The organism is Sphingopyxis macrogoltabida (assembly GCF_001314325.1).
Classification (GTDB): domain Bacteria; phylum Pseudomonadota; class Alphaproteobacteria; order Sphingomonadales; family Sphingomonadaceae; genus Sphingopyxis; species Sphingopyxis macrogoltabida.
Window position 1 is genome coordinate 4,770,267 of the sequence record NZ_CP009429.1, and the last position, 18,474, is coordinate 4,788,740.

An 18,474-nucleotide genomic window follows, 5' to 3' on the forward strand; every position below is an offset into this window, starting at 1 on the left:
AGCCGGGCGGCCCCACGCCGTCCCACATCAAGGCCGTCAGGCAGCAATCTGGCGGCTCTCCCAGGCGCTGCCGATCTTTTCGAAATAGCTTTCCATCCGCTCGCTGCCCTTTTCGGTCAGTTCGACGAGCGAACGGCGACGGTCGTGCTGGTCGATGAAACGCCGGACCAGCCCCTGCGCCTCGAGCGAGGCGATCATACGCAGGCCCGACGACAGTGGCACCCCCGCCCCCGCCGCAAGATCGCTCGCGCTCAGTTCGCGTCCGTTGGTATCGGCCAGCATCAGGTCGAGCATCATGTCCCACACCGGACCCGACAGCTGGGCGCCACCGAAATGGCTTTTGCGCAGCCGCCGCATCTGAATGTTGAACGCCACCTGGTCGACCAGCACCGCTTTCGGCGCCTCGCTTCGCGTCAGCGAAACGGGGATCGCCATGACCGCCTGCTCATCGCCCCCCCGGGTCGTCAGCAGGTCGTGGATTTGATCGATACGCGACTTGAGTTCGGCAATTTCTTCGTTCGAAAATTGCTGCATGTAACGGGACCCCCCGGGGCGTTCCATAAGTTACGCCCCAACTTCACCCCTCCGTCTGACCGAACCCGACGCGTAAAGAATTACGAAGAGGATCGGGTAGGAAATATACATCGAAAGCAGCGCATAGGGCCCTGCCAATATCTCCGAAAACATCATTTTCTGGATATGCCCGAAAATCGCGATCAACTGCCATCCGGTGATCCAGTATGGCCAGAAACGCTTTGTTTTCAGGGAAATAGACCAGAAACTCGCCAGTACTGCGATGTCTACGACGAAGATATTGATTTCAATGTCGGTCCATTCCGGATTGGGTGCCAATACCGTTGTGGAGACCGAGGCGATCAGGGCGGTGTACGCTGCCCACCGTTCCGGCGGCCCGCCGCGCAGCAGCGCGACGGTCACCGTGATGAGCAACACGCCATAATATAACGCCACGGTCCACAACATGTGGCTCGTCGACCTTTCCTGTCGGCTTACGACGCCTTGGCGAGCGACTGAGCGGCAGCCTGGGCTGCGAGCTGATCGTTGCTGCCTTGGTCGAGCGATGCGGCGGGCGGCTTGACGCCGGCACCGAACATCCGCGTGCCGAGCCCGACTTCCTTTTGCGTCACGGTCAGCGCCAGATGCGCGTCGGTGAGGAGCTGGCGAACTTCGCCGGCGGCGGCCAGAGCGTGCGCGACTTTCGACATCGCCTCCTGGCCGACGATCGCCGACATGTTGGTTTCGCGGCGCGCGGTCGGCAATGTCGCCGCAAGCTGGGCGATGCGGATCATCGCCTCGTCAATGGCGTCTTCGGCCTGGTGCAGCTCGCTAGCGATCTTTTTCGCTGCGGAAACGCGTTCGTTCAGCATATGGTGGTCCCTTGAATAGGAGAATGCCACCGGTCCCCCCCGCAGCATTCCGTTCGAACATCAGGTCATGACACGACCTAGTCCGACAAGGATCGAATAGAGGGCGGAAAAGGCCAAAATGGTCGCGAAGGCGATCAGGATCGGCCAGATTATCCTTTCCATCAACCCGTGCCGGTTGGACGGCTGGGACGCGGTAGGAAATGGCGAACCTATATCAAGAACCCGCCTCGTCGCACTACGCCCCGCATCGCCATCGTCGGCAGGCGGAGAGGCGCCTAGGTCGATCAGTTGATATGTCAAAGGCTGATAAGGAGTAACATGGTCGAAGACACCGTTACGGGCGAGGATACGCGCTGCCTCTATCCTGTTGGAAACATTAAGCTTTCTTAACGATCTTCGCACCCGTTCGTCGACCGTATGCGGCGACACCCCCATCAATCGCGCGATTTCCTTGGAATTTTTGTGCTCAAAAACATGCCGCAACGTCTCGATTTGCGCGGCCGAAAGGAGACTGATGTAATTGTCCGGGTCACCTTGCACGCGCCCCCGCATAGAGCATCAGGAGTCGAAATCAAGTTGGGCGGCCAGGTGATTCACCTATTCGTTACCCCCCTCGTTACGTTACATCGGCACGGAAAAGCGCCGCATTTCGAATTATGTGCGATCGTTCGCAGGGGTCATCCCGAAAATTTTTCGTCCGGGTCCGGCGCGCGCGGCGCGCCGGCCTCCAGCAAGGTGCGGTAGCGCGCGATCGATTTTTCGATGTGCCGCCGTGCGGCACGCCGCGCCGCGGCGGCATCGCCCGCCTCGATCGCGGCATGGATCGCGCGATGGTCGCGGTTGATCGTCCGGGCATAGCGTTGATGCTGCGCGGTGTCGCTGCCCTGAAGATATAATTGGCGCGACGGAACCAGCCGTACGCCGAGAAACTGGGTGAAGCGGATGAAATAGGGATTGCCGGTGGCGCGCGCGATCGCCGCATGAAACGCCGTGTCGGCGGCAACCGATCCGTCGACGTCGATGCTTTCGTCCATCGCCCGGAGCGCGGCGCCGATTTCGGCAAGGTTCGCGGCGGTTCGCCGCCGCGCCGCGAGCTCGGCCATTTCCGCCTCGAACCCCATGCGCATTTCCAGGAGCTGCAACACATCCTCGATCTTGCCGGTTTCGTCGGGCGTCACCTGAAAAGCGCGGTAATGCGCGCCATCGGCGACATAGGCGCCCGATCCGCGCCGCGACACGAGCAGGCCGCGCGCCGCGAGGCGCGAATAGGCCTCGCGCACGACGGTGCGGCTGACCCCGAATGCCTCGGTGATCGCCTTTTCGGTAGGAAAGCGCGATCCCGGCGGCATATCGCCCGTTTCGATCTGTTCCTCGAAGCGCTGGACGAGATCGTCCGCCAGCGACGCCGCCTTGGTTACCGCCATGCCGCAAGCCCTATCATCGCCCCCCGGCGCTGGCTAGGGCCCTGCACCGGGCGGCCGGAAGTCGGGGGGCGGGCGGAAGTCGGGGCGCTGGCGGTCGACATAGGCCTGCCACCACCCGTGCGTGGCGAAATCGCCGCCGCGATCCCACGCCGCGCCGGCATAATAGACGAACGGTCGCCCCGGCCGGACCCGGACGAGGATCAAAATATTGTCGGCATCCTCGGCAAAGCCCGCGAAGGCCGCGGGATCGACGATGACCGCCGCCGCCATCCGCCCCTTGTCGCCATCGGCAGGGCCCCACCAGCTCAGCCGCGAGGCGGCGGCATCCCTGGTCACCTCACCCGGCTGCCCGCCGCCTGTCGGCCGTTTCGAAATGCCGATGCCGACGACCAGCTCGGCATCATCATCCGAACCGATCGTCGAGACCATGCGGGTGAAACTGGTCCCCGCCGGCAAGGTGAAGCGCCGCGTCTCGCGCACCGTTCGCACCGTGTCGACCGGCCACGGGTCGTAATCGACCTTGAAGTCGGCAACCTCGGGCCCGGCGCTCAGGATCTCTGGCCGCACATAGTTGCGCGAGGTCCACAGCTTGTTGTCGTACCAGATGCCGAGCCCGCCGACCCCGCGCCCGGTGCCGACATTGTAGAAATCAAGCCCTTCGCCATGGTCGGCATGCTGGTCGCCGGTCCGTAGCTGGCGGTCCATATAGGGCCAGCGCACCCGCTTGCCCCACGCGTCGATCCCGGACGACGACGGCGGTTCTGCCGCCTCCAGCGCGCGGCCGTAAATGCGGTACGCGATGCGGTCGTTTTCCCACAAAAGATCGTCGTAGCGATAATCGGCGATAGTCACGGCAGCACGCGCGGCCCGTTCCTCCGCCGTCGCGGGGCGAAGCGGCTTGTGATCCTGCGCCGCCGCGGCGGCCGCGAACAGCGTCAGGGCAAGCAGCGGCGCGCGCATCACCAGCTCCACATCGTGCCGTCCTCGAGCCGGTTCACCGGCAGATAGGCGCGGGCATAGGGAAAGCTGTCGGCCAGCTCCTCGTCGATATCGACCCCCAGCCCCGGCGCATCGCCGGGGTGAAGCATGCCGTCGGCAAAGCGATACGCGTGCGGAAACACCGCGTCGGTCTCCGCCGTGTGGCGCATATATTCCTGGATACCGAAATTGGGAATCGCCAGCCCGAGGTGCAGCGCCGCCGCCATCGTCACCGGCGACAGGTCGGTCGCGCCGTGACAGCCGGTGCGGATCTGGTACAGATCGGCGAGCGAGGCGATCTGGCGCATATGCGTAATGCCCCCGGCATGGAGCACGGTAGCGCGGATATAGTCGATCAGCCGGTTCTCGATCAGCGTCTTGCAATCCCACACCGACGAAAAGATCTCGCCGACCGCCAGCGGCGTGGTGGTATGCTGGCGGATCAGCCGGAACGCCTCCTGATCCTCGGCGGGGGTCGCATCCTCGATCCAGAAGGGACGATATGGCTCGAGGTCCTTGCCGAGCCGCGCCGCCTCGATCGGCGTCAGCCGGTGGTGGACGTCGTGGAGCAGATGCACGTCCCACCCCAACGCCTCGCGCGCCGCGGCGAAGAGTTCGGGAACGACGCGGAGATATTTCGCGGTCGACCAGATATTCTCGGTCGGCAAATCATTGTCGGCAGGCTCGTAGAAATAGCGGTCCTTGCTGACGCCATAGGTCGAAGCCATGCCCGGCACGCCGCATTGCAGGCGGATCGCCTTATAGCCCTGCCGCCGGTAATCGAGCGCCGCCTCGATCGTCTCGGCGATCGTCGTGCCATTGGCATGGCCATAGACCATGCAACCGTCGCGCGATGCGCCGCCGAGCAGCTGATAGAGGGGCAGCCCCGCGACCTTGCCCTTGATGTCCCACAGCGCCATGTCGACCGCGGCGATCGCCGCCATCGTCACCGGGCCGCGCCGCCAATAGGCGCCCTTGTAGAGATATTGCCAGATATCCTCGATCCGGTGCGCGTCGCGCCCGATCAGGCACGGGACGACATGGTCGGCCAGATAGCTGGCCACCGCGAGCTCGCGGCCGTTCAGCGTCGCGTCGCCGACCCCGGTGGTGCCGTCGTCGCATGCAATCTTCAACGTCACGAAATTGCGCCCCGGGCTCGTCACGATGACGCGCGCTGACACGATCTTCGGCATGTTCTTCCTCTCGTCGATTCTCAAAGTTGTCTGACAACCTTATTGACAGGGCGCGGCGGAAAGGGAAAGAGATATGTCGACGCCATCGGCCGTCCCGGCCCCGCAAAGGATATGCCATGTCGCTGAGCCTGCTTGCCCCGCTCGTGATGATCAGCGCCCCCGCGGCGGCGGCCCCGGCCGAGCCCGTCATGCCCGAACCCGCCGAGATCCTCGCCGCGACGCGCCGCGTCGCCGACTGGCAGCTCGCGCACCGCGCGGCGTGGGACAGGATGCCCGCGGCGCGGCCGAGCGTGCGCAATCTGCGCGACTGGCAACAGGCGACCTTCTGGGTTGCGCTCACCGAGCTCGCCGAACGCGATGCCCGGTACCGCGATCCGGTCGTCGAACTGGGCCGCGCCGAACATTGGCAGCTTGGCCGGCTCGCCTTCCACGCCGACGACCAGTTGATCGCGCAGGCGTGGGAATGGGCGGCGCGGAACGGCGGCGGCGCCGAAGCGCTTGCCCCCGCGCGCGCCTATTTCGACAATGTGCTGACGAACCGCCGCACCAACGATCTCGCCTTCGTGCCCACCGAACCCGGCGGCGGCTATTCGCTGTGCACCGAACGCTGGTGCTGGTGCGACGCGCTGTTCATGGCGCCGCCGACGATGCTGCGCATCGGCCGCGCGACGGCGGACCCGCGCTACGCCGGCTTCGTCCATGCCGAATGGAAGGCGACGACCGACTATCTCTTCGACCCGGCCGAAGACCTCTATTTCCGCGACAGCCGTTTCTTCGACCAGCGGGACGCCAAGGGGCGCAAGCTGTTCTGGAGCCGCGGCAACGGCTGGGTGATGGGCGGGCTTGTCCGCGTGTTGCAAATGCTCGACGACAACGATCCACAGCGCCCCTATTATGAGGGCCTGTTCCGGAAAATGGCGGCAAAGCTGGTGACGCTGCAAAAGGCCGACGGCTATTGGCCCGCGTCGCTGCTCGACAGCGATCCCGGCACCCCGCCCGAATCGAGCGGCACCGCCTTTTTCACCTATGCCTTTGCCTGGGGCGTCGACAACGGGCTGCTCGACCGGCAGGTCTATGAGCCCGCGGCGATCCGCGGCTGGCACGCGCTTGGGCGCGCGATCCAGCCCGACGGCATGCTCGGCTGGGTCCAGCAGGTCGGCGACCGTCCCGACAGCGTTTCGGCAGAGGAAACGCAATTCTACGGCACCGGCGCGTTCATTCTGGCGGGCACCGCGCTCTACGATCTGGCGCAAGCGCGAGCGGAACGCTGAGCCCCCATTTCCGGCGCTCCCCGCCGGTCGCCGCCGGTCACGGAAGGGCCGCCGACCCACGCCGCCACCGACAGGCCGATTGACGACAAGGGCAAAGTTGTACTACATCTGAAATTGACACCGGTATCAATTTCCATGCATGCGAATGACACCGGTAGCATTTTGCCGCGTCGGCGCGTAGACCGGCGACACTGGGAGAGAGACAATGACATCACGATCGGTCCTGATCGCCCGCACCTCGCTGCTCGCATCGGCGACGCTGCTCGCCGCCGCCCCCGTCTGGGGCCAGGACGGCGCCGCCGCGCCGGCAGACGCTGCCGATACGGCGGCCGGCGACGAGATCATCGTCACCGGCGCGCGCGCGACGCAGCGCTCGTCGATCGAATATAAGCGCGCCGCCGACGTCGTCGTCGACGGCCTCGTCAGCGACGAGATCGGCGCGACCCCCGACAATTCGATCGGCGATACGCTCGAACGGATCGTCGGCGTCTCGGCCGACCGCTTCAAGGGCAACGCCAACGAGCTGTCGGTCCGCGGTCTCGGACCGACACTCAGCTTTTCGACCTTCAACGGGCGCGAGGTGTCGACCGCCGGGCCCGACCGGTCGGTCGCCTTCCAGCAATTCCCCTCCGAACTCGTCAATGGCGTCCTCGTCTACAAGACGCAGCGCGCCGACTTTCTCGAAGGCGGCGTCGGCGGGGTGATCGAACTCCGCTCGATGAAGCCGCTCGACTATGGCAAGCGCCGCATCCAGTTCGAACTGCGCGGCGACTTCCAGCCGCAGGACGACGATGTCTATCAGCACGACGGCCTCGGCTATCGCGGCAACATTTCCTATGTCGACCAGTTCTCGACCGGCATCGGCGATATCGGCATCTCGATCGGCTACCAGCGGCAGGACACCACCGCGCCGGAGGATTATTACAACGGCAATTCGACCTTCCAGCTCTGCAACACCGCGGCAACGAACGGCGCGACGAACAGCCTCAATTGCACCTTCGCCGAAGAGCCGCGCAACGCCAACGAGACGATCGTCGATCCCTATTTCGCCAATTCGTCGCGCAGCTTCCGCACCCAGAAGACGTCCGAAGTGCGCGACGCGATCATCGGCGCCATCCAGTGGCGCCCCGCCCCCGATTTCGAGATCGCCATCGACGGCCAATATTCGAAGCGCAATAGCCGCGAGGATCGCAACGTGCTCGGCATCACCGAGGGGCTGCGCGGCGTCGAACCGCTCGTCGTCGGCACCGGCAGCAACGGTTATTCTCCGCATTCGCTGATCAGCTATCGCGGCAATTCGAACCTCGAAAACCAGCTCGAAACGCGCCAGCGCAACGAGGAATATCTGGGCGGCGGGGTCAGCCTGATCTGGTCGCCCGAACGCTGGAATATCGCGCTCGACGCCTCCTATTCGAATAGCCACCGCACCGAGACGCAGAAACAGACGCGCATGCGTTCGAACCGCCGCGTCGGTTATACGCTGAGCTATGAGGGCGACAATGTCGTGCCGGTCGTCGAATTCGACGATTTCGACATCACCGACCCCGACCTGTTCGTCACCACCGCGCCCAATTCGGTCTATGCCCGCCGCCGCTTCGTCACCGATCGCGAAGACACGATCTGGGCCGCGAAGCTCGACATCGAACGCGAACTCGACGGCTTCCTGACCAGCGTGAAGTTCGGCGGCCGCTTTTCCGACCATCACCGCACCAACGACAATGCGCGCAACAACGACCTCAATACGTTGGTGCCGGTCGACGGCGTCAGCCCGGCCGAGCTCATCGCGCAGGCCAACCGGCAATGCCGCGCGCCCTACACCACCACCTCCTATATGCAGGGCATGGGGACCAACGTCACGCGCTGGGCGACCTTCGACAACGACTGCCTGTTCCGCACCTTCACCGGCAGCGACGATGCGCTGCCCACCCCGGCGGACGGCCGCGACCCCAGCGATATCGATGTCCGCGAACGCATCTATGCCGCCTATCCGATGGCCAATTTCGAAACCGAGATGGGCAGCGTGCCGGTCAGCGGCAATATCGGGCTGCGCTGGGTCAAGACCGACATCACCTCGAAAGGCTTTCGCCAGCCCTATATCCTGACCATCGAAAGCGCGGGCGACACCTACAGCGTCGACGTCGACCCGGACGGCGAACTCGTCTCGAATACCGCCAAGGGCAGCTATAATTATTTCCTGCCGAGCGCGAATATCGCCTTCGACCTGTCGCAGCAGGTCAAGCTGCGCCTCGCCGCCTATCGCGCGATCGCGCGTTCGGGGATCGAAAGCTTCGGCGCGGGGATCAGCCTCAACCCGTCGGAGGGGACCGGCACGGGCAATATCATCTTCGACGCGACGACGGGCAACCCGAACCTCAAGCCGCTGCGCGCGTGGAATGTCGACGCCAGCCTCGAACTTTACGCGTCGGAGGATACGCTGGTCTCGCTCGCCGGCTATTATAAATGGGCGAAGGGCACGGTGATCAGCGCCGAGGAATCGATCCCCACCGACATCACCGTGACGACGATCCGCGACAATGGCGCGCCGGTGACCGAAACGATCACCATCAACCCCGTCGCCCCCGCTAACGACGGCGAAACGCGCCACCTCTACGGGCTCGAAGCGACCGCCAGCCACGCCTTCACCTGGCTGCCCGATCCGCTCGACGGGCTCGGCATCCAGGGCTCGGTCAACCGTGCCTTCGCCAATTTCGAATATCCCGACACCTCGCCGATCGCCGACTATATCGACCCCGCGAACCTGATCGGGCTATCGAAATGGACCGCGAGCGGATCGGTGTGGTTCGAGAAATGGGGTCTCTCGCTGCGCGCCAACCTTCGCTACCGCTCGGGCTATTACAAGCCCAACGGCGGCACCAACCGCGAGATTCGCGGCGGCACCTATCTCAACCTCTCGGCGCAATATGATCTGACGAAGAATATCCAGCTCAAGCTGCAGGCGCTCAATGTCACCGGCACCAACGACATCATGGTCAAGGGCGGCTATGACAGCATCGCCGAGGTGTCGCGCAGCGGGCCGCAATATTTCTTCGGCGTCCGCGTCCGCCTGTGACGCCGCGCCGGTGATCGCGCGCCGCACCCTGCTCCTCGCCGCGCTCGCCGCGGGCCCGGCGGCGTTCGCGCGCGCCGGGGGCGATCAGGGTCCACCCGACATCCGGGCGATCGAGCGCCGCCGGCTGTTGCCGCGGGCGGCCGCCCTGCTCGGCGCCGCGCCGCGCACCATCGCCGCGATTCCTGCTGCGCGCAGCCCGGCGGGACCGCATGACTATTATTCGGAGGGCGATTATTGGTGGCCCGACCCGGCGAACCCGGGCGGGCCCTATGTGCGCCGCGACGGCCAGTCGAACCCCGGCAAGTTCGACGGCCACCGCGACGCGCTGATCGCCTTCGGGCGCGACGTCCCGACGCTCGCCGCGGCGTGGGAGCTGACCGGCGACCGCCGCTTTGCCGCGGCGGCGATGCGCCATCTCGCCGCCTGGTTCGTCGATCCGGCGACGCGGATGACCCCCGCGCTCGACCATGCGCAGGCGATCATCGGGGTGAACCAGGGCCGCGCGATCGGGGTGATCGACACGCTGCAGATCGTCGAAGTCGCGCGCGCGGCCGAGCTGTTCGCGCGCCAGGAGGCACCGGGCTATGCAGAGATCCGGAGCGGCGTCGAGCGCTGGTTCGCCGATTATCTCGACTGGCTCACCGCATCGCCCTTCGGCATCGAGGAGCGCGAGCAGCCGAACAACCATGGCAGTTGCTGGCTGTTGCAGGCGGCCGCCTTCGCGGCGCTGCTCGGCCGGGAAGAAACCCTCGCGGCCGCGCGCACGCGGCTCAAGACCGTGCTCATCCCGACCCAGATTGCGCCCGACGGCCGCCAGCCGCTCGAACTCGCGCGGACCAAGCCCTATGCCTATTCGCTGTTCAACCTCGATGTTCTCGCCGCGACGTCATGGCTGCTCGTGGGCGGCACCGGCGACCTCATCGCATGGCGGACGCCCGACGGCCGCTCGATCGGCGGCGCGATCGGCTGGATGGCGCCGTTCATCGCCGACAAGAGCGCGTGGCCGCTGGCGCCTGACATCGAATATCCGAACGGCTTTCCCATACGTCAGCCGAGCCTCCTGTTCGGCGGGCTGGCGCTGGACCGCGCCGACTGGCTCGCGCTCTGGCAGCGGCTCGATCCCGATCCCGTAATCGGCGAGGTCGTGCGTAACTTCCCGGTCCGCCAGCCCTTGCTGTGGCTGCGCGCTTGATCGCGCCGCTCAGCCTTCGAGGCGGCGGATGCTCTCAAGATCGGTGCGTTCGAGCGGTTCGGTGAGCCACAGCCCGCCGCGGCCGCCGCGCGACCAGCGGACGACCGCCTGACGGCGGATGCCGCCTTCGAGCGTCAGTTTGAGCACCATCCCCGCTTCGAAGCGGCCGTCATGGACAAAGCCGGCGCCCGACTGCGACAGGTCGACCAGCTCGATCGGCAGCGTCCAGTCGTCGGTCGCGGCCGTCGCCTTGACCCGCACCGGCAGGCGCGGCGCGCGATAGCCGCCCTCGCGCTGTTCGGCGGCAAGCTGCTTCAGCAGGCCGACGCCGTCGACCTCTTCGTCGAAGGCGACGCCGCAGCGGCCCTTTTCGGCCCAGACGACGCGCCCGGTCAGGATGATGTTTTCGGAGAGCGCGATCTCCAGCCGTTCGCCCTTTTCGACCGGGACGTCGGCCGACAGCATCATGCCGCGGTCGGAAATATTGCGCACCCGCCACAGGCCGGCGTCATCCTGACGTTCGATCTTGGCGATGCGGCAGACAGTGCAGAAGCGATCGGCGGCGCGGCGATCGGTTTCGGTTTCGATATCCTGTGTCGGATCTTCCATGGGGCTGGGAAAACTTCCCATATCCTTCATCCTCGCTTGCAGCACCCGAGGTCAGCGGGCGAGTGATTCCTTTGACGGCACGCGGCCCATTGTTATGAAGGATGTCCCCACAGCATCCGCTCGATTGCTGCGCATTATCCCTTAGCAATGGTTAGGGTTTCCCTAACGTCAATCAGGGGGCGCCCGATCGGCCGAGGAGATCGCCGCTTGAGTATCGCCAGCATCGCCCTGCCCCGCATCCTGCGCATCGGCGGCGGCGCGTCGCGTCAGTTGCCCGAGGTGCTGGCGACGCTCGGCCTGTCGCGGCCGCTGATCGTCACCGATAGCTGGCTGGAGGGCAGCGGCCGCGTGGCCGAGCTAGCCGACGCGCTGGCGGCGGCCGGGATCGCGGCGCGCGTCTTCGCCGATACTGTCCCCGACCCGACGGTCGCGTCGATCGACGCGGGCGTGGCGTTTCTCAAGGACGGCGACCACGACTGCGTCGTCGGCTTCGGCGGCGGCAGCCCGCTCGACAGCGCGAAGGCGATCGCGCTGCTCGGCCTGCACGGCGGCGCGATGGCCGATTACAAGGCGCCGCATGTGCAGGACATCCCCGGCCTGCCGGTGATCGCGATCCCGACCACCGCGGGCACGGGATCGGAAGCGACCCGCTTCACGATCGTCACCGACGAGGCGACCGACGAGAAGATGCTCTGCCCCGGGCTCGCCTATCTGCCGGTCGCGGCGCTCGTCGATTACGAGCTGACCTTCACCAAGCCCAGACGGCTGACCGCCGACACCGGGATCGATTCGCTGACCCACGCGATCGAGGCCTATGTGTCGAAGCGCGCCAACCCGTTCAGCGACGGCATGGCCTTGCTGGCGATGCGCGCGATCGCGCCGAACCTGCGCCGCGTATGCACCGACCCCTCAGATGCTGCGGCGCGCGAAGCGATGATGCTCGGCGCGACGCAGGCCGGTATCGCCTTCTCGAACAGCTCGGTCGCGCTCGTCCACGGCATGAGCCGGCCGATCGGCGCGCATTTCCACGTCCCGCACGGGCTGTCGAACGCGATGCTGCTGCCCGCGGTGACCGCCTGGTCGGCGCCCGCCGCGCTCCAGCGCTATGCGACATGCGCCCGCGCGATGGGTGTCGCCGACGACAGCGAGGGCGACCAGTCGGCGGTCGCGCGGCTGCTCGACGAACTGGCGGCGCTGAACCGCGAGCTCGAAGTACCGGGACCCGCGGCGTGGGGCATCGACGCGGCGCGCTGGGACACTTTGGTCCCGACGATGTGCGCGCAGGCGGCGGCGTCGGGATCGCCCGCGAACAATCCGCGCGTGCCCGATGCCGACGAGATGGCGATGCTCTATGCGCAGGTCTGGGCGGGATAGCCGGCGCCGTTCATCATCCCGCAACCAATATCCTGCTTAAGCGCGCTCGCCCCGTCTCCCTCTCTCCTACGTCTCATCGAGGAGGCGGGGCATCCCCATCATCATGATCCCGCCTTTTCCGGCAGCGCGCGACACATGCGAAGGGGCCGGAACGAGGGTTGTCGTTCCGGCCCCACTGCAGGATTCGCCCCTGATAGGGTCGCTTCTGGTCAGAAAGCGATTCGAGCAGTAACGCGCACCCCGTGGCTGTTGCGGTCCGACGCCAGCGTGCCGGTGTAGGCGGCGCCGATGTTGAACGCCCCGGCGCTGTAGTCGAAGCCGGCCTCGACCTCGGCCGAATTCTTCGGGATCGGCGTACCGATGATCCCGAACGGCGTGCCGCCGGCGGCGAAGCGCGAGATCATGATCGCGCCGCGGTCGTCGAACGCCCGGTTCCACGCCGCCGAAACATAGGGCTGGAAGCCCGCTTCGCCGGCATTGAAGCGCGCCCGCGCGCCGAGGCTGAGGAAGGTCGTTTTCTGGTCGACATCGGCGACCACCAGCGCCGCGTTGCCGCCCGCTTCGGTGAAGCCTTCGCTGTCGGTCTTGACGTGCGCGAGGCGGGCGAACGGCGTGATCGCCGCCTTGCCCATCGTCATGTCGTAACCGACCTCGCCGAAGATCTGCAGCGTGCTGGCATCATATTTCGACGTCAGCGTCTGCGCGAGCGGCGCGACGGTCACCGCCCGGCTGTTGTCGAGGTCATGCCACGCATAAGCGATACCGATCGTACCGCGGAAGCCGCCCTCGGGCGCGCCATAGGTGGCGTGCGCCGCCAGATATTTGCTTTCGACGTCAGCGCTGTCGCCCCGCCCCTTCGCCTTGAAGTCCGAGCCGCCGATTCCGGCCGAGAGCGCCGCCGCAAAGCCGTTGCCGCCATAGCCGATGCCGGCCACCAGACCCTTGTGGTCGGTGCTCATGCCGAGCCCGCCGGGCTGCGCGTCGAACTTGCCCCAGCCGCCGAAGGCCGAGCCCCAGACGAAGGCCCCGCTTTCCACCGGCGCGCGCATGCCGAACAAGGCGTTGCGGAGGTGGCGGCTGTCGTCGGTGAGGCCGCTCACCGCATTGGCGTGGATCTCGCCCGACAGGTCGCCGAAGCTCGCCTGTGCGGTCGCGGCATTCTGGACGAGCACCGCCTCGAACAGCGGATTGTCGATGCCGAGCGACTGGATCGCGGTCGCAACGCTCGCCTGGTTGAAGCCGATCGCGACATCGGCAAAGTCGATGTCGTTGCGATAGAGCGACAGGGTGACGCTGTTCGCGCCGTAACGGAGCAGCGGGTCGAGGAAGGCGAGATCGGTGGTCACCGATCCGAAGGTCCCGGTGACGCCGCCCGCGCCGGTCAGGATCACATAGTCGGTGCGCGGGTTGTAATCGCCCTCTTCGGCGAGCACCGCGACGCTCGCGGTGCTGGCGATCGTCACAGCACCCGTCGCGTCGAGCCGGTCGCCCTGCCCCGCCGCATTAACCTCGACCTCATAGACCGAGCCCGCCGCGAAGGCGAGGTCGCCGTTCACCGTGAGTCGGCCGATCGAGTTGCCCGGCGCGATCGTGCCGCCCGCCGCAACCGTCGTCGAACCGACGGTACCGTTACCGCCCAGCGTGCCGCCGTTGTTGACGGTAACGTCGGAAACGATCGAGCCGTTGACCGCCAGCTTGCCGCCATTGACCGCGGTCGGACCGGTATAGTCGCTGTCGCCGGTCAGGTTGAGCGTGCCGTCGCCTTCCTTGGTGAACGACCCGCTGCCCGAGATGGTGCCACCGAACTGGCTGTTGGCGTCCTGCGCGACGGTCAGGTTGTTTTCGCCCATCTGGACGTTCGAGCCTTGCTCGCCCGCCAGGCCGCCGATCGTCTGGTCCTTGCCGCTGATGTCGAGGCTGCCGCCCGCGCCGAGGTTGAAGTCGGTCGTCGGGTCGATCGTGCCGCCGATGCGGACCGAGCCGCCGAGGATATTGGTCACACCCTCGAAGCTGTAATCGCCCATGAAGGTCAGGATGCTGTCGCCCATCTTGTCGAGCGTCCCGTTGCCCGAGAAGGCACCGAGGAAGTCATAATCGTCCGAGCGGTTGAAGACGAAGCGGCCGTTGTTGACGATATCGCCCGAAAAATCGCCTTCGGTCCCGCCGGTGCCGAGCTGGAAGAAGCCGTCGCCTTCGGTCGTCACGTCGCCGAGCAGCGTGCCGGTCAGGATCAGCCCGCCGTTCGCGACGGTGGTGCCGCCGGTGTGCGCAAAGGACGCCGTATCGAGCGTGAAGACCCCCTCGCCGATCAGCTTGACGGCGCCGGTGCCGCTGACCGAGAGCTGGCCGAGACCCGACACGACGTCGTCATGATCGAAATTCGCGACGAGCAGGCCGTTATTGGCGATCGTCGGGGTGAAGATCGGGGTCGAGAACAGCCCCTCGTCATATTCGATTTCGTTGACCTGCAGCGCGCCGCCCTCGGCGATCGTCACCGCATTGAACTCGCCGACATAGCCCGTGGTAGACCAGTAACCCGCCGCAACGGTCAGCTCCTCGAAGTCGATGGCGGCGCCGACCTGCTGCGCTTCGGTCAGTTCGAGCACATCGCCGTCGAGGATCAGGCTGTCATGGCCCTCGCCCGCCAGCATCGCGCCGTTGACGACGCTGCCGGTGTGGAGGGTCACTGTGTCGTCGAAACGGTCGAGCGCGATCGCGGCGCCGCTGCCGCCGGCGAGCGTTCCCGCATTGACGACATTCGCCTGGACATGCGCGATGATCGCGACGCCGTCCGCGCTGGCAATCGTGCCGCTGTTGGTGAAATTGCCGACCTGGCCGGGCGTGTTGGCAAGGTCGCTCTGGATGAGCACGCCGGCGGCATTGCCGCTGATCGACCCCGCGTTGACGACATCGCCGCCACCCGAAACGATGACGCCGAAGCGATCGCCGGTGATCGCGCCGCCTTCGGCGTTCACGACGCTCGCGGCGAAGCTCGCGCTGTCCTGCCCTTCATAGGCATAGATCGAGATACCGTCGGCGAGCTGGCTGCCCGTGCCGCTGATCGTGCCGCTGTTGGCGACGGTCCCGCCGCCGATCAGCCGCACACCGTCGTTCGATTCGCCGGCGATCGTGCCGCTGTTCTCGATCTCGGTGCCGATCGCGAGGCCGACGAGCGTCTGGCTTTCCTCGTCATATTGATAGGCGGTGGTGATGCCCGCCCCGGCGCCCGAGATGGTGCCGCTGTTCGTCACCGCCGACGCCGCGGTGGTGATCGTGATGCCGGCGTCGGGCGCGGCGTCGAAGCCGTCATAGCTGCCTTCGCCGCGGATCGTGCCGGCATTGTTCACGACGAGCGAGCCGGTGGCGAAGGAATAGATGCCCGACGTTGCGCCGGTGATCGTGCCGCCTTCGGCATTGGTGATTGCCACGTCGGCGCGCGAGCCCTGCGACACGCCCGCGCCGAAATCGCTGACGATCGTGCCGCTGTTGTCGAGGCTGGCGCTCGACATGTCGCTGCCGAAACCGACGCCGAAGCCGTCGCCGCCGCTGCCGCCGAGGTTGCCGGTGCCGCGGATCGTTCCCGAATTGACGACGCTCGCGGTCAGGCCGCTGCGGTCCTCGCCGGCGTCGGTGTTGGTCGCCGTGCCCTGGATATAGACGCCGCCGTTGAAGCCGGTGATTTCGCCGGCATTGGCGACGTCGCCGCCCGCCGAAAGGATGATGCCGAAGCGCTGGCCGGCGATCGAACCGCCTTCCTCGTTGGTGACGCTGGCGCTGTAATCCTCGTTCGCCTGATCGGTGTGCGGATACATCGAAATGCCGTCGGCGAAGGGCGTACCGCGGCCTTCGATCGTACCGCTGTTGGTGACGCTGCCGCCGCCGATCAGCCGGACGCCGTCGTCGTTGTTGCCGATGATCGTGCCGCTGTTGGTGACGCTGGTATTGACCGCGCGGCCCTCGAAGACGCCCGGCGCGACCTGGAACGGGTTGGTGGTGATGCCGAACTGCCCGCCCTCGATCGTGCCGCTGTTGTTGATTACCGCGTCGGCGGTCAGGATGTTGATGCCATTCTGGCTCTGGCCGCGGATCGTGCCGGCATTTTCGACCGTCAGCGTGCTGGTGTTCGCCGCAATGCCGTTGCCACCGGCGATGATTTCCGCGCCCTCGGCGTTGGTGACGATCAGGTCGCCCGTCGACTGGCCGAGAATCGCTCCGGCCTGACCGACGATGATACCCGCGTTGTTGATCGTCGTCGTTTCGAGCGAGCCGCCGGCGAGCACGCCGAAAAAGCCCTGGATGACGCCATGGTCGTTGTTGAGCGTCGCGCTCCGCCCCTGCTGTTCCTCGCTCGCGCCCATGACGATCCCGAACGGCACAGCGCCCGGATTATTGGGATCGAACTGGCCGGTGCTGCGGATATGGCCGCCATTATTGTCGATCGTGCCGCCGCCCTGCAGGACGATGCCGAAGCGCTGGCCTTCGATCACGCCGTCTTCGTCGTTGACGATCGATCCGACCCCCGTCGCGTCGGGGTCGACCGCGCCCGCAAACTCGCTGATCGCGACGCCGATTCCCGGCGCACTGCCGTTGGCGCTCGTGAATCCCTGGATCAGGCCGTTGTTGGTCACCGAGCCGCCGCCCGCGAGCGAAACGCCCGCGCCGCCATTGCCGACGATCGTCCCGCTGTTGACGATGGTCGTGTTCGCGGCGATGGGCTCGGTCACGCCCGGGCTGACCTGCGCGAGGTTGGTGACGATACCCGATTGCGCGCCCTCGATCGTGCCGCTGTTCTCGATCACCGCATCGGCGGTCAGGATGTTGATCGCATTCTGATTCGCGCCGCGAATCGTCCCCGCATTGTTGACCGTCAGCGTGCTGGTGTTCGCGATGATCGCGGTGCCGCCCGAGGCGATTTCGGCGCCGTCGGCATTGTTGACGACGAGGTTGCCCGTCGACTGGCCCATGATGCCGGCGAACTGCCCGTTGATGATCCCGCCGTTATCGATCGTCGCATCGACCGGTCCGCCGGCGAGGACGCCGATGAAACCGAGAACGACGCCATCGTTATCGAGCGTCGCGACCCGGCCTTCCTGTTCCGGGGTCGCGCCCAGGACGATGCCGATCGGGGTAACGCCCGTCGCGGGGTTGAACGCGCCGGTGCTGCGGATCAGGCCGTCATTCTCGATCGTGCCGCCGCCCGAGAGGACGATGCCGAAGGTCTGCCCTTCGATCGTGCCGTCCTCGTCGTTGACGATCGAGCCGATGCCGGTCGCGTCGGGGTCGATCGCGCCGGGGAATTCGGTGATTGCGACGCCGATGCCGTTCGCGTTGGCGCCGCCGTTGACATTGTTATGGCCCTGGATCGTGCCGCTGTTGGTGAGGCTGCCGCCGCCGACCAGCCCGACGCCCGAGCCGCCTTCGCCGACGATCGTGCCGCTGTTGACGACCACCGTGTCGGCGACCAGCGCCTGCGGCGGCAGGTTTTCGCCATTCTCGTCCTCGCTGAAGAATTGCGAGGTCGCGATGCCATGCGCGCCGCCCGAAATCGTGCCGCTATTGGTGACCGACGATCCCGGCTGCGCGATCACGATACCGCCGCTCGGCCGGCTGTCGACACTACCGGTAAAGGTGCCGTTGCCGCGAATGTCGCCCAGATTGTCGACGATCACCGCGCCGTTGTCGGCATAGATGCCGATATCCTCGCCCACGACCTCATCGTCCTCGGCCACCGTGATTTCCAGCGGCTCGGGCTGGTCGTTGTGGATGCCGAAGCTGTCCTGCGCCTGCGCGAGCGGCGCGAATTGCAGGATCGACAGGCCGGCGACCGCGCTGGTCGCAAGCAGGCGCGATTTCGAAATCTTGGACATTGGCTGGAAACTCCCCATAAAACTGCAGGCGCAGGCAGGGGATCGCCGGACAGCCCAAAGGCCATCCGGCTGGTTTCCCCCACACACGAATTTGGCGTCCCGTCAAACTGT

General features: G+C 66.1%; 13 protein-coding genes. 4 read left to right on the forward strand and 9 right to left on the reverse strand.

The annotated features are described in order from the left end of the window. Positions 1 to 36: 36 nt before the first annotated feature. The 7 genes from LH19_RS22995 to manD form a co-directional block, all read right to left on the reverse strand. A complete protein-coding gene (locus LH19_RS22995; protein WP_234716008.1) occupies positions 37 to 561 on the reverse strand; it encodes a MarR family winged helix-turn-helix transcriptional regulator in 525 nt (174 codons plus the stop codon). A 3-nt stretch (positions 562 to 564) separates the two neighbouring features. Next, the gene (locus LH19_RS23000; RefSeq protein WP_234716009.1) at positions 565 to 981 is read right to left on the reverse strand and encodes a hypothetical protein; all 417 of its coding nucleotides are present in this window, start codon (positions 979 to 981) and stop codon (positions 565 to 567) included. 26 nt (positions 982 to 1,007) lie between these two features. Then, positions 1,008 to 1,385, reverse strand: a complete 378-nt coding sequence (locus LH19_RS23005; RefSeq protein ID WP_054732019.1) for a hypothetical protein — start codon at positions 1,383 to 1,385, stop codon at positions 1,008 to 1,010. A gap of 60 nt (positions 1,386 to 1,445) precedes the next feature. Next, entirely contained in the window at positions 1,446 to 1,925 is a 480-nt protein-coding gene (locus LH19_RS23010) for a response regulator transcription factor (protein WP_234716010.1), read from the reverse strand. A gap of 137 nt (positions 1,926 to 2,062) precedes the next feature. Next, on the reverse strand, positions 2,063 to 2,809 hold the full coding sequence (locus LH19_RS23015) for a FadR/GntR family transcriptional regulator (protein WP_054732021.1): 747 nt from the start codon (positions 2,807 to 2,809) through the stop codon (positions 2,063 to 2,065). 33 nt (positions 2,810 to 2,842) lie between these two features. Beyond that, positions 2,843 to 3,769 (reverse strand): DUF4861 family protein, encoded by a 927-nt coding sequence (locus LH19_RS23020; RefSeq protein WP_082396366.1) that lies wholly within the window; start codon positions 3,767 to 3,769, stop codon positions 2,843 to 2,845. Beyond that, positions 3,769 to 4,980, reverse strand: coding sequence for a D-mannonate dehydratase ManD (gene manD / locus LH19_RS23025; protein ID WP_054732022.1), 1,212 nt, complete (start codon positions 4,978 to 4,980; stop codon positions 3,769 to 3,771). The genes LH19_RS23020 and manD overlap by 1 nt, the downstream gene beginning before the upstream one ends. 116 nt (positions 4,981 to 5,096) lie before the next feature. Between manD and LH19_RS23030 the strand changes: the two genes are divergently transcribed. From LH19_RS23030 to LH19_RS23040, 3 genes are all read left to right on the forward strand, one after another. Next, the gene (locus LH19_RS23030) at positions 5,097 to 6,251 is read left to right on the forward strand and encodes a glycoside hydrolase family 88/105 protein (RefSeq protein WP_054732023.1); all 1,155 of its coding nucleotides are present in this window, start codon (positions 5,097 to 5,099) and stop codon (positions 6,249 to 6,251) included. A 205-nt stretch (positions 6,252 to 6,456) separates the two neighbouring features. Further along, positions 6,457 to 9,321, forward strand: coding sequence for a TonB-dependent receptor (locus LH19_RS23035; protein WP_054732024.1), 2,865 nt, complete (start codon positions 6,457 to 6,459; stop codon positions 9,319 to 9,321). A gap of 10 nt (positions 9,322 to 9,331) precedes the next feature. After that, on the forward strand, positions 9,332 to 10,513 hold the full coding sequence (locus LH19_RS23040; RefSeq protein ID WP_054732025.1) for an alginate lyase family protein: 1,182 nt from the start codon (positions 9,332 to 9,334) through the stop codon (positions 10,511 to 10,513). Positions 10,514 to 10,522: 9 nt separating this feature from the next. Here LH19_RS23040 and LH19_RS23045 read toward each other — a convergent pair whose 3' ends face one another. Beyond that, entirely contained in the window at positions 10,523 to 11,143 is a 621-nt protein-coding gene (locus LH19_RS23045) for a PilZ domain-containing protein (protein ID WP_054734178.1), read from the reverse strand. A 186-nt stretch (positions 11,144 to 11,329) separates the two neighbouring features. On the opposite strand from LH19_RS23045, the gene LH19_RS23050 reads away from it, so the two are divergent. After that, on the forward strand, positions 11,330 to 12,496 hold the full coding sequence (locus LH19_RS23050) for an iron-containing alcohol dehydrogenase (RefSeq protein ID WP_082396072.1): 1,167 nt from the start codon (positions 11,330 to 11,332) through the stop codon (positions 12,494 to 12,496). Positions 12,497 to 12,705: 209 nt separating this feature from the next. Here LH19_RS23050 and LH19_RS23055 read toward each other — a convergent pair whose 3' ends face one another. After that, positions 12,706 to 18,363 (reverse strand): autotransporter domain-containing protein, encoded by a 5,658-nt coding sequence (locus tag LH19_RS23055; protein ID WP_054732026.1) that lies wholly within the window; start codon positions 18,361 to 18,363, stop codon positions 12,706 to 12,708. Positions 18,364 to 18,474 lie beyond the last annotated feature (111 nt).

What these genes read in the sequence shown, in the direction of transcription:
- LH19_RS22995 (WP_234716008.1), bottom strand. Translation starts at nt 561, where the DNA reads ATGGAACGCCCCGGGGGGTCCCGTTACATGCAGCAATTTTCGAACGAA.
- LH19_RS23000 (WP_234716009.1), bottom strand. Translation starts at nt 981, where the DNA reads ATGTTGTGGACCGTGGCGTTATATTATGGCGTGTTGCTCATCACGGTG.
- LH19_RS23005 (WP_054732019.1), bottom strand. Translation starts at nt 1,385, where the DNA reads ATGCTGAACGAACGCGTTTCCGCAGCGAAAAAGATCGCTAGCGAGCTG.
- LH19_RS23015 (WP_054732021.1), bottom strand. Translation starts at nt 2,809, where the DNA reads ATGGCGGTAACCAAGGCGGCGTCGCTGGCGGACGATCTCGTCCAGCGC.
- LH19_RS23020 (WP_082396366.1), bottom strand. Translation starts at nt 3,769, where the DNA reads ATGCGCGCGCCGCTGCTTGCCCTGACGCTGTTCGCGGCCGCCGCGGCG.
- manD (WP_054732022.1), bottom strand. Translation starts at nt 4,980, where the DNA reads ATGCCGAAGATCGTGTCAGCGCGCGTCATCGTGACGAGCCCGGGGCGC.
- LH19_RS23030 (WP_054732023.1), top strand. Translation starts at nt 5,097, where the DNA reads ATGTCGCTGAGCCTGCTTGCCCCGCTCGTGATGATCAGCGCCCCCGCG.
- LH19_RS23035 (WP_054732024.1), top strand. Translation starts at nt 6,457, where the DNA reads ATGACATCACGATCGGTCCTGATCGCCCGCACCTCGCTGCTCGCATCG.
- LH19_RS23045 (WP_054734178.1), bottom strand. Translation starts at nt 11,143, where the DNA reads ATGGGAAGTTTTCCCAGCCCCATGGAAGATCCGACACAGGATATCGAA.
- LH19_RS23055 (WP_054732026.1), bottom strand. Translation starts at nt 18,363, where the DNA reads ATGTCCAAGATTTCGAAATCGCGCCTGCTTGCGACCAGCGCGGTCGCC.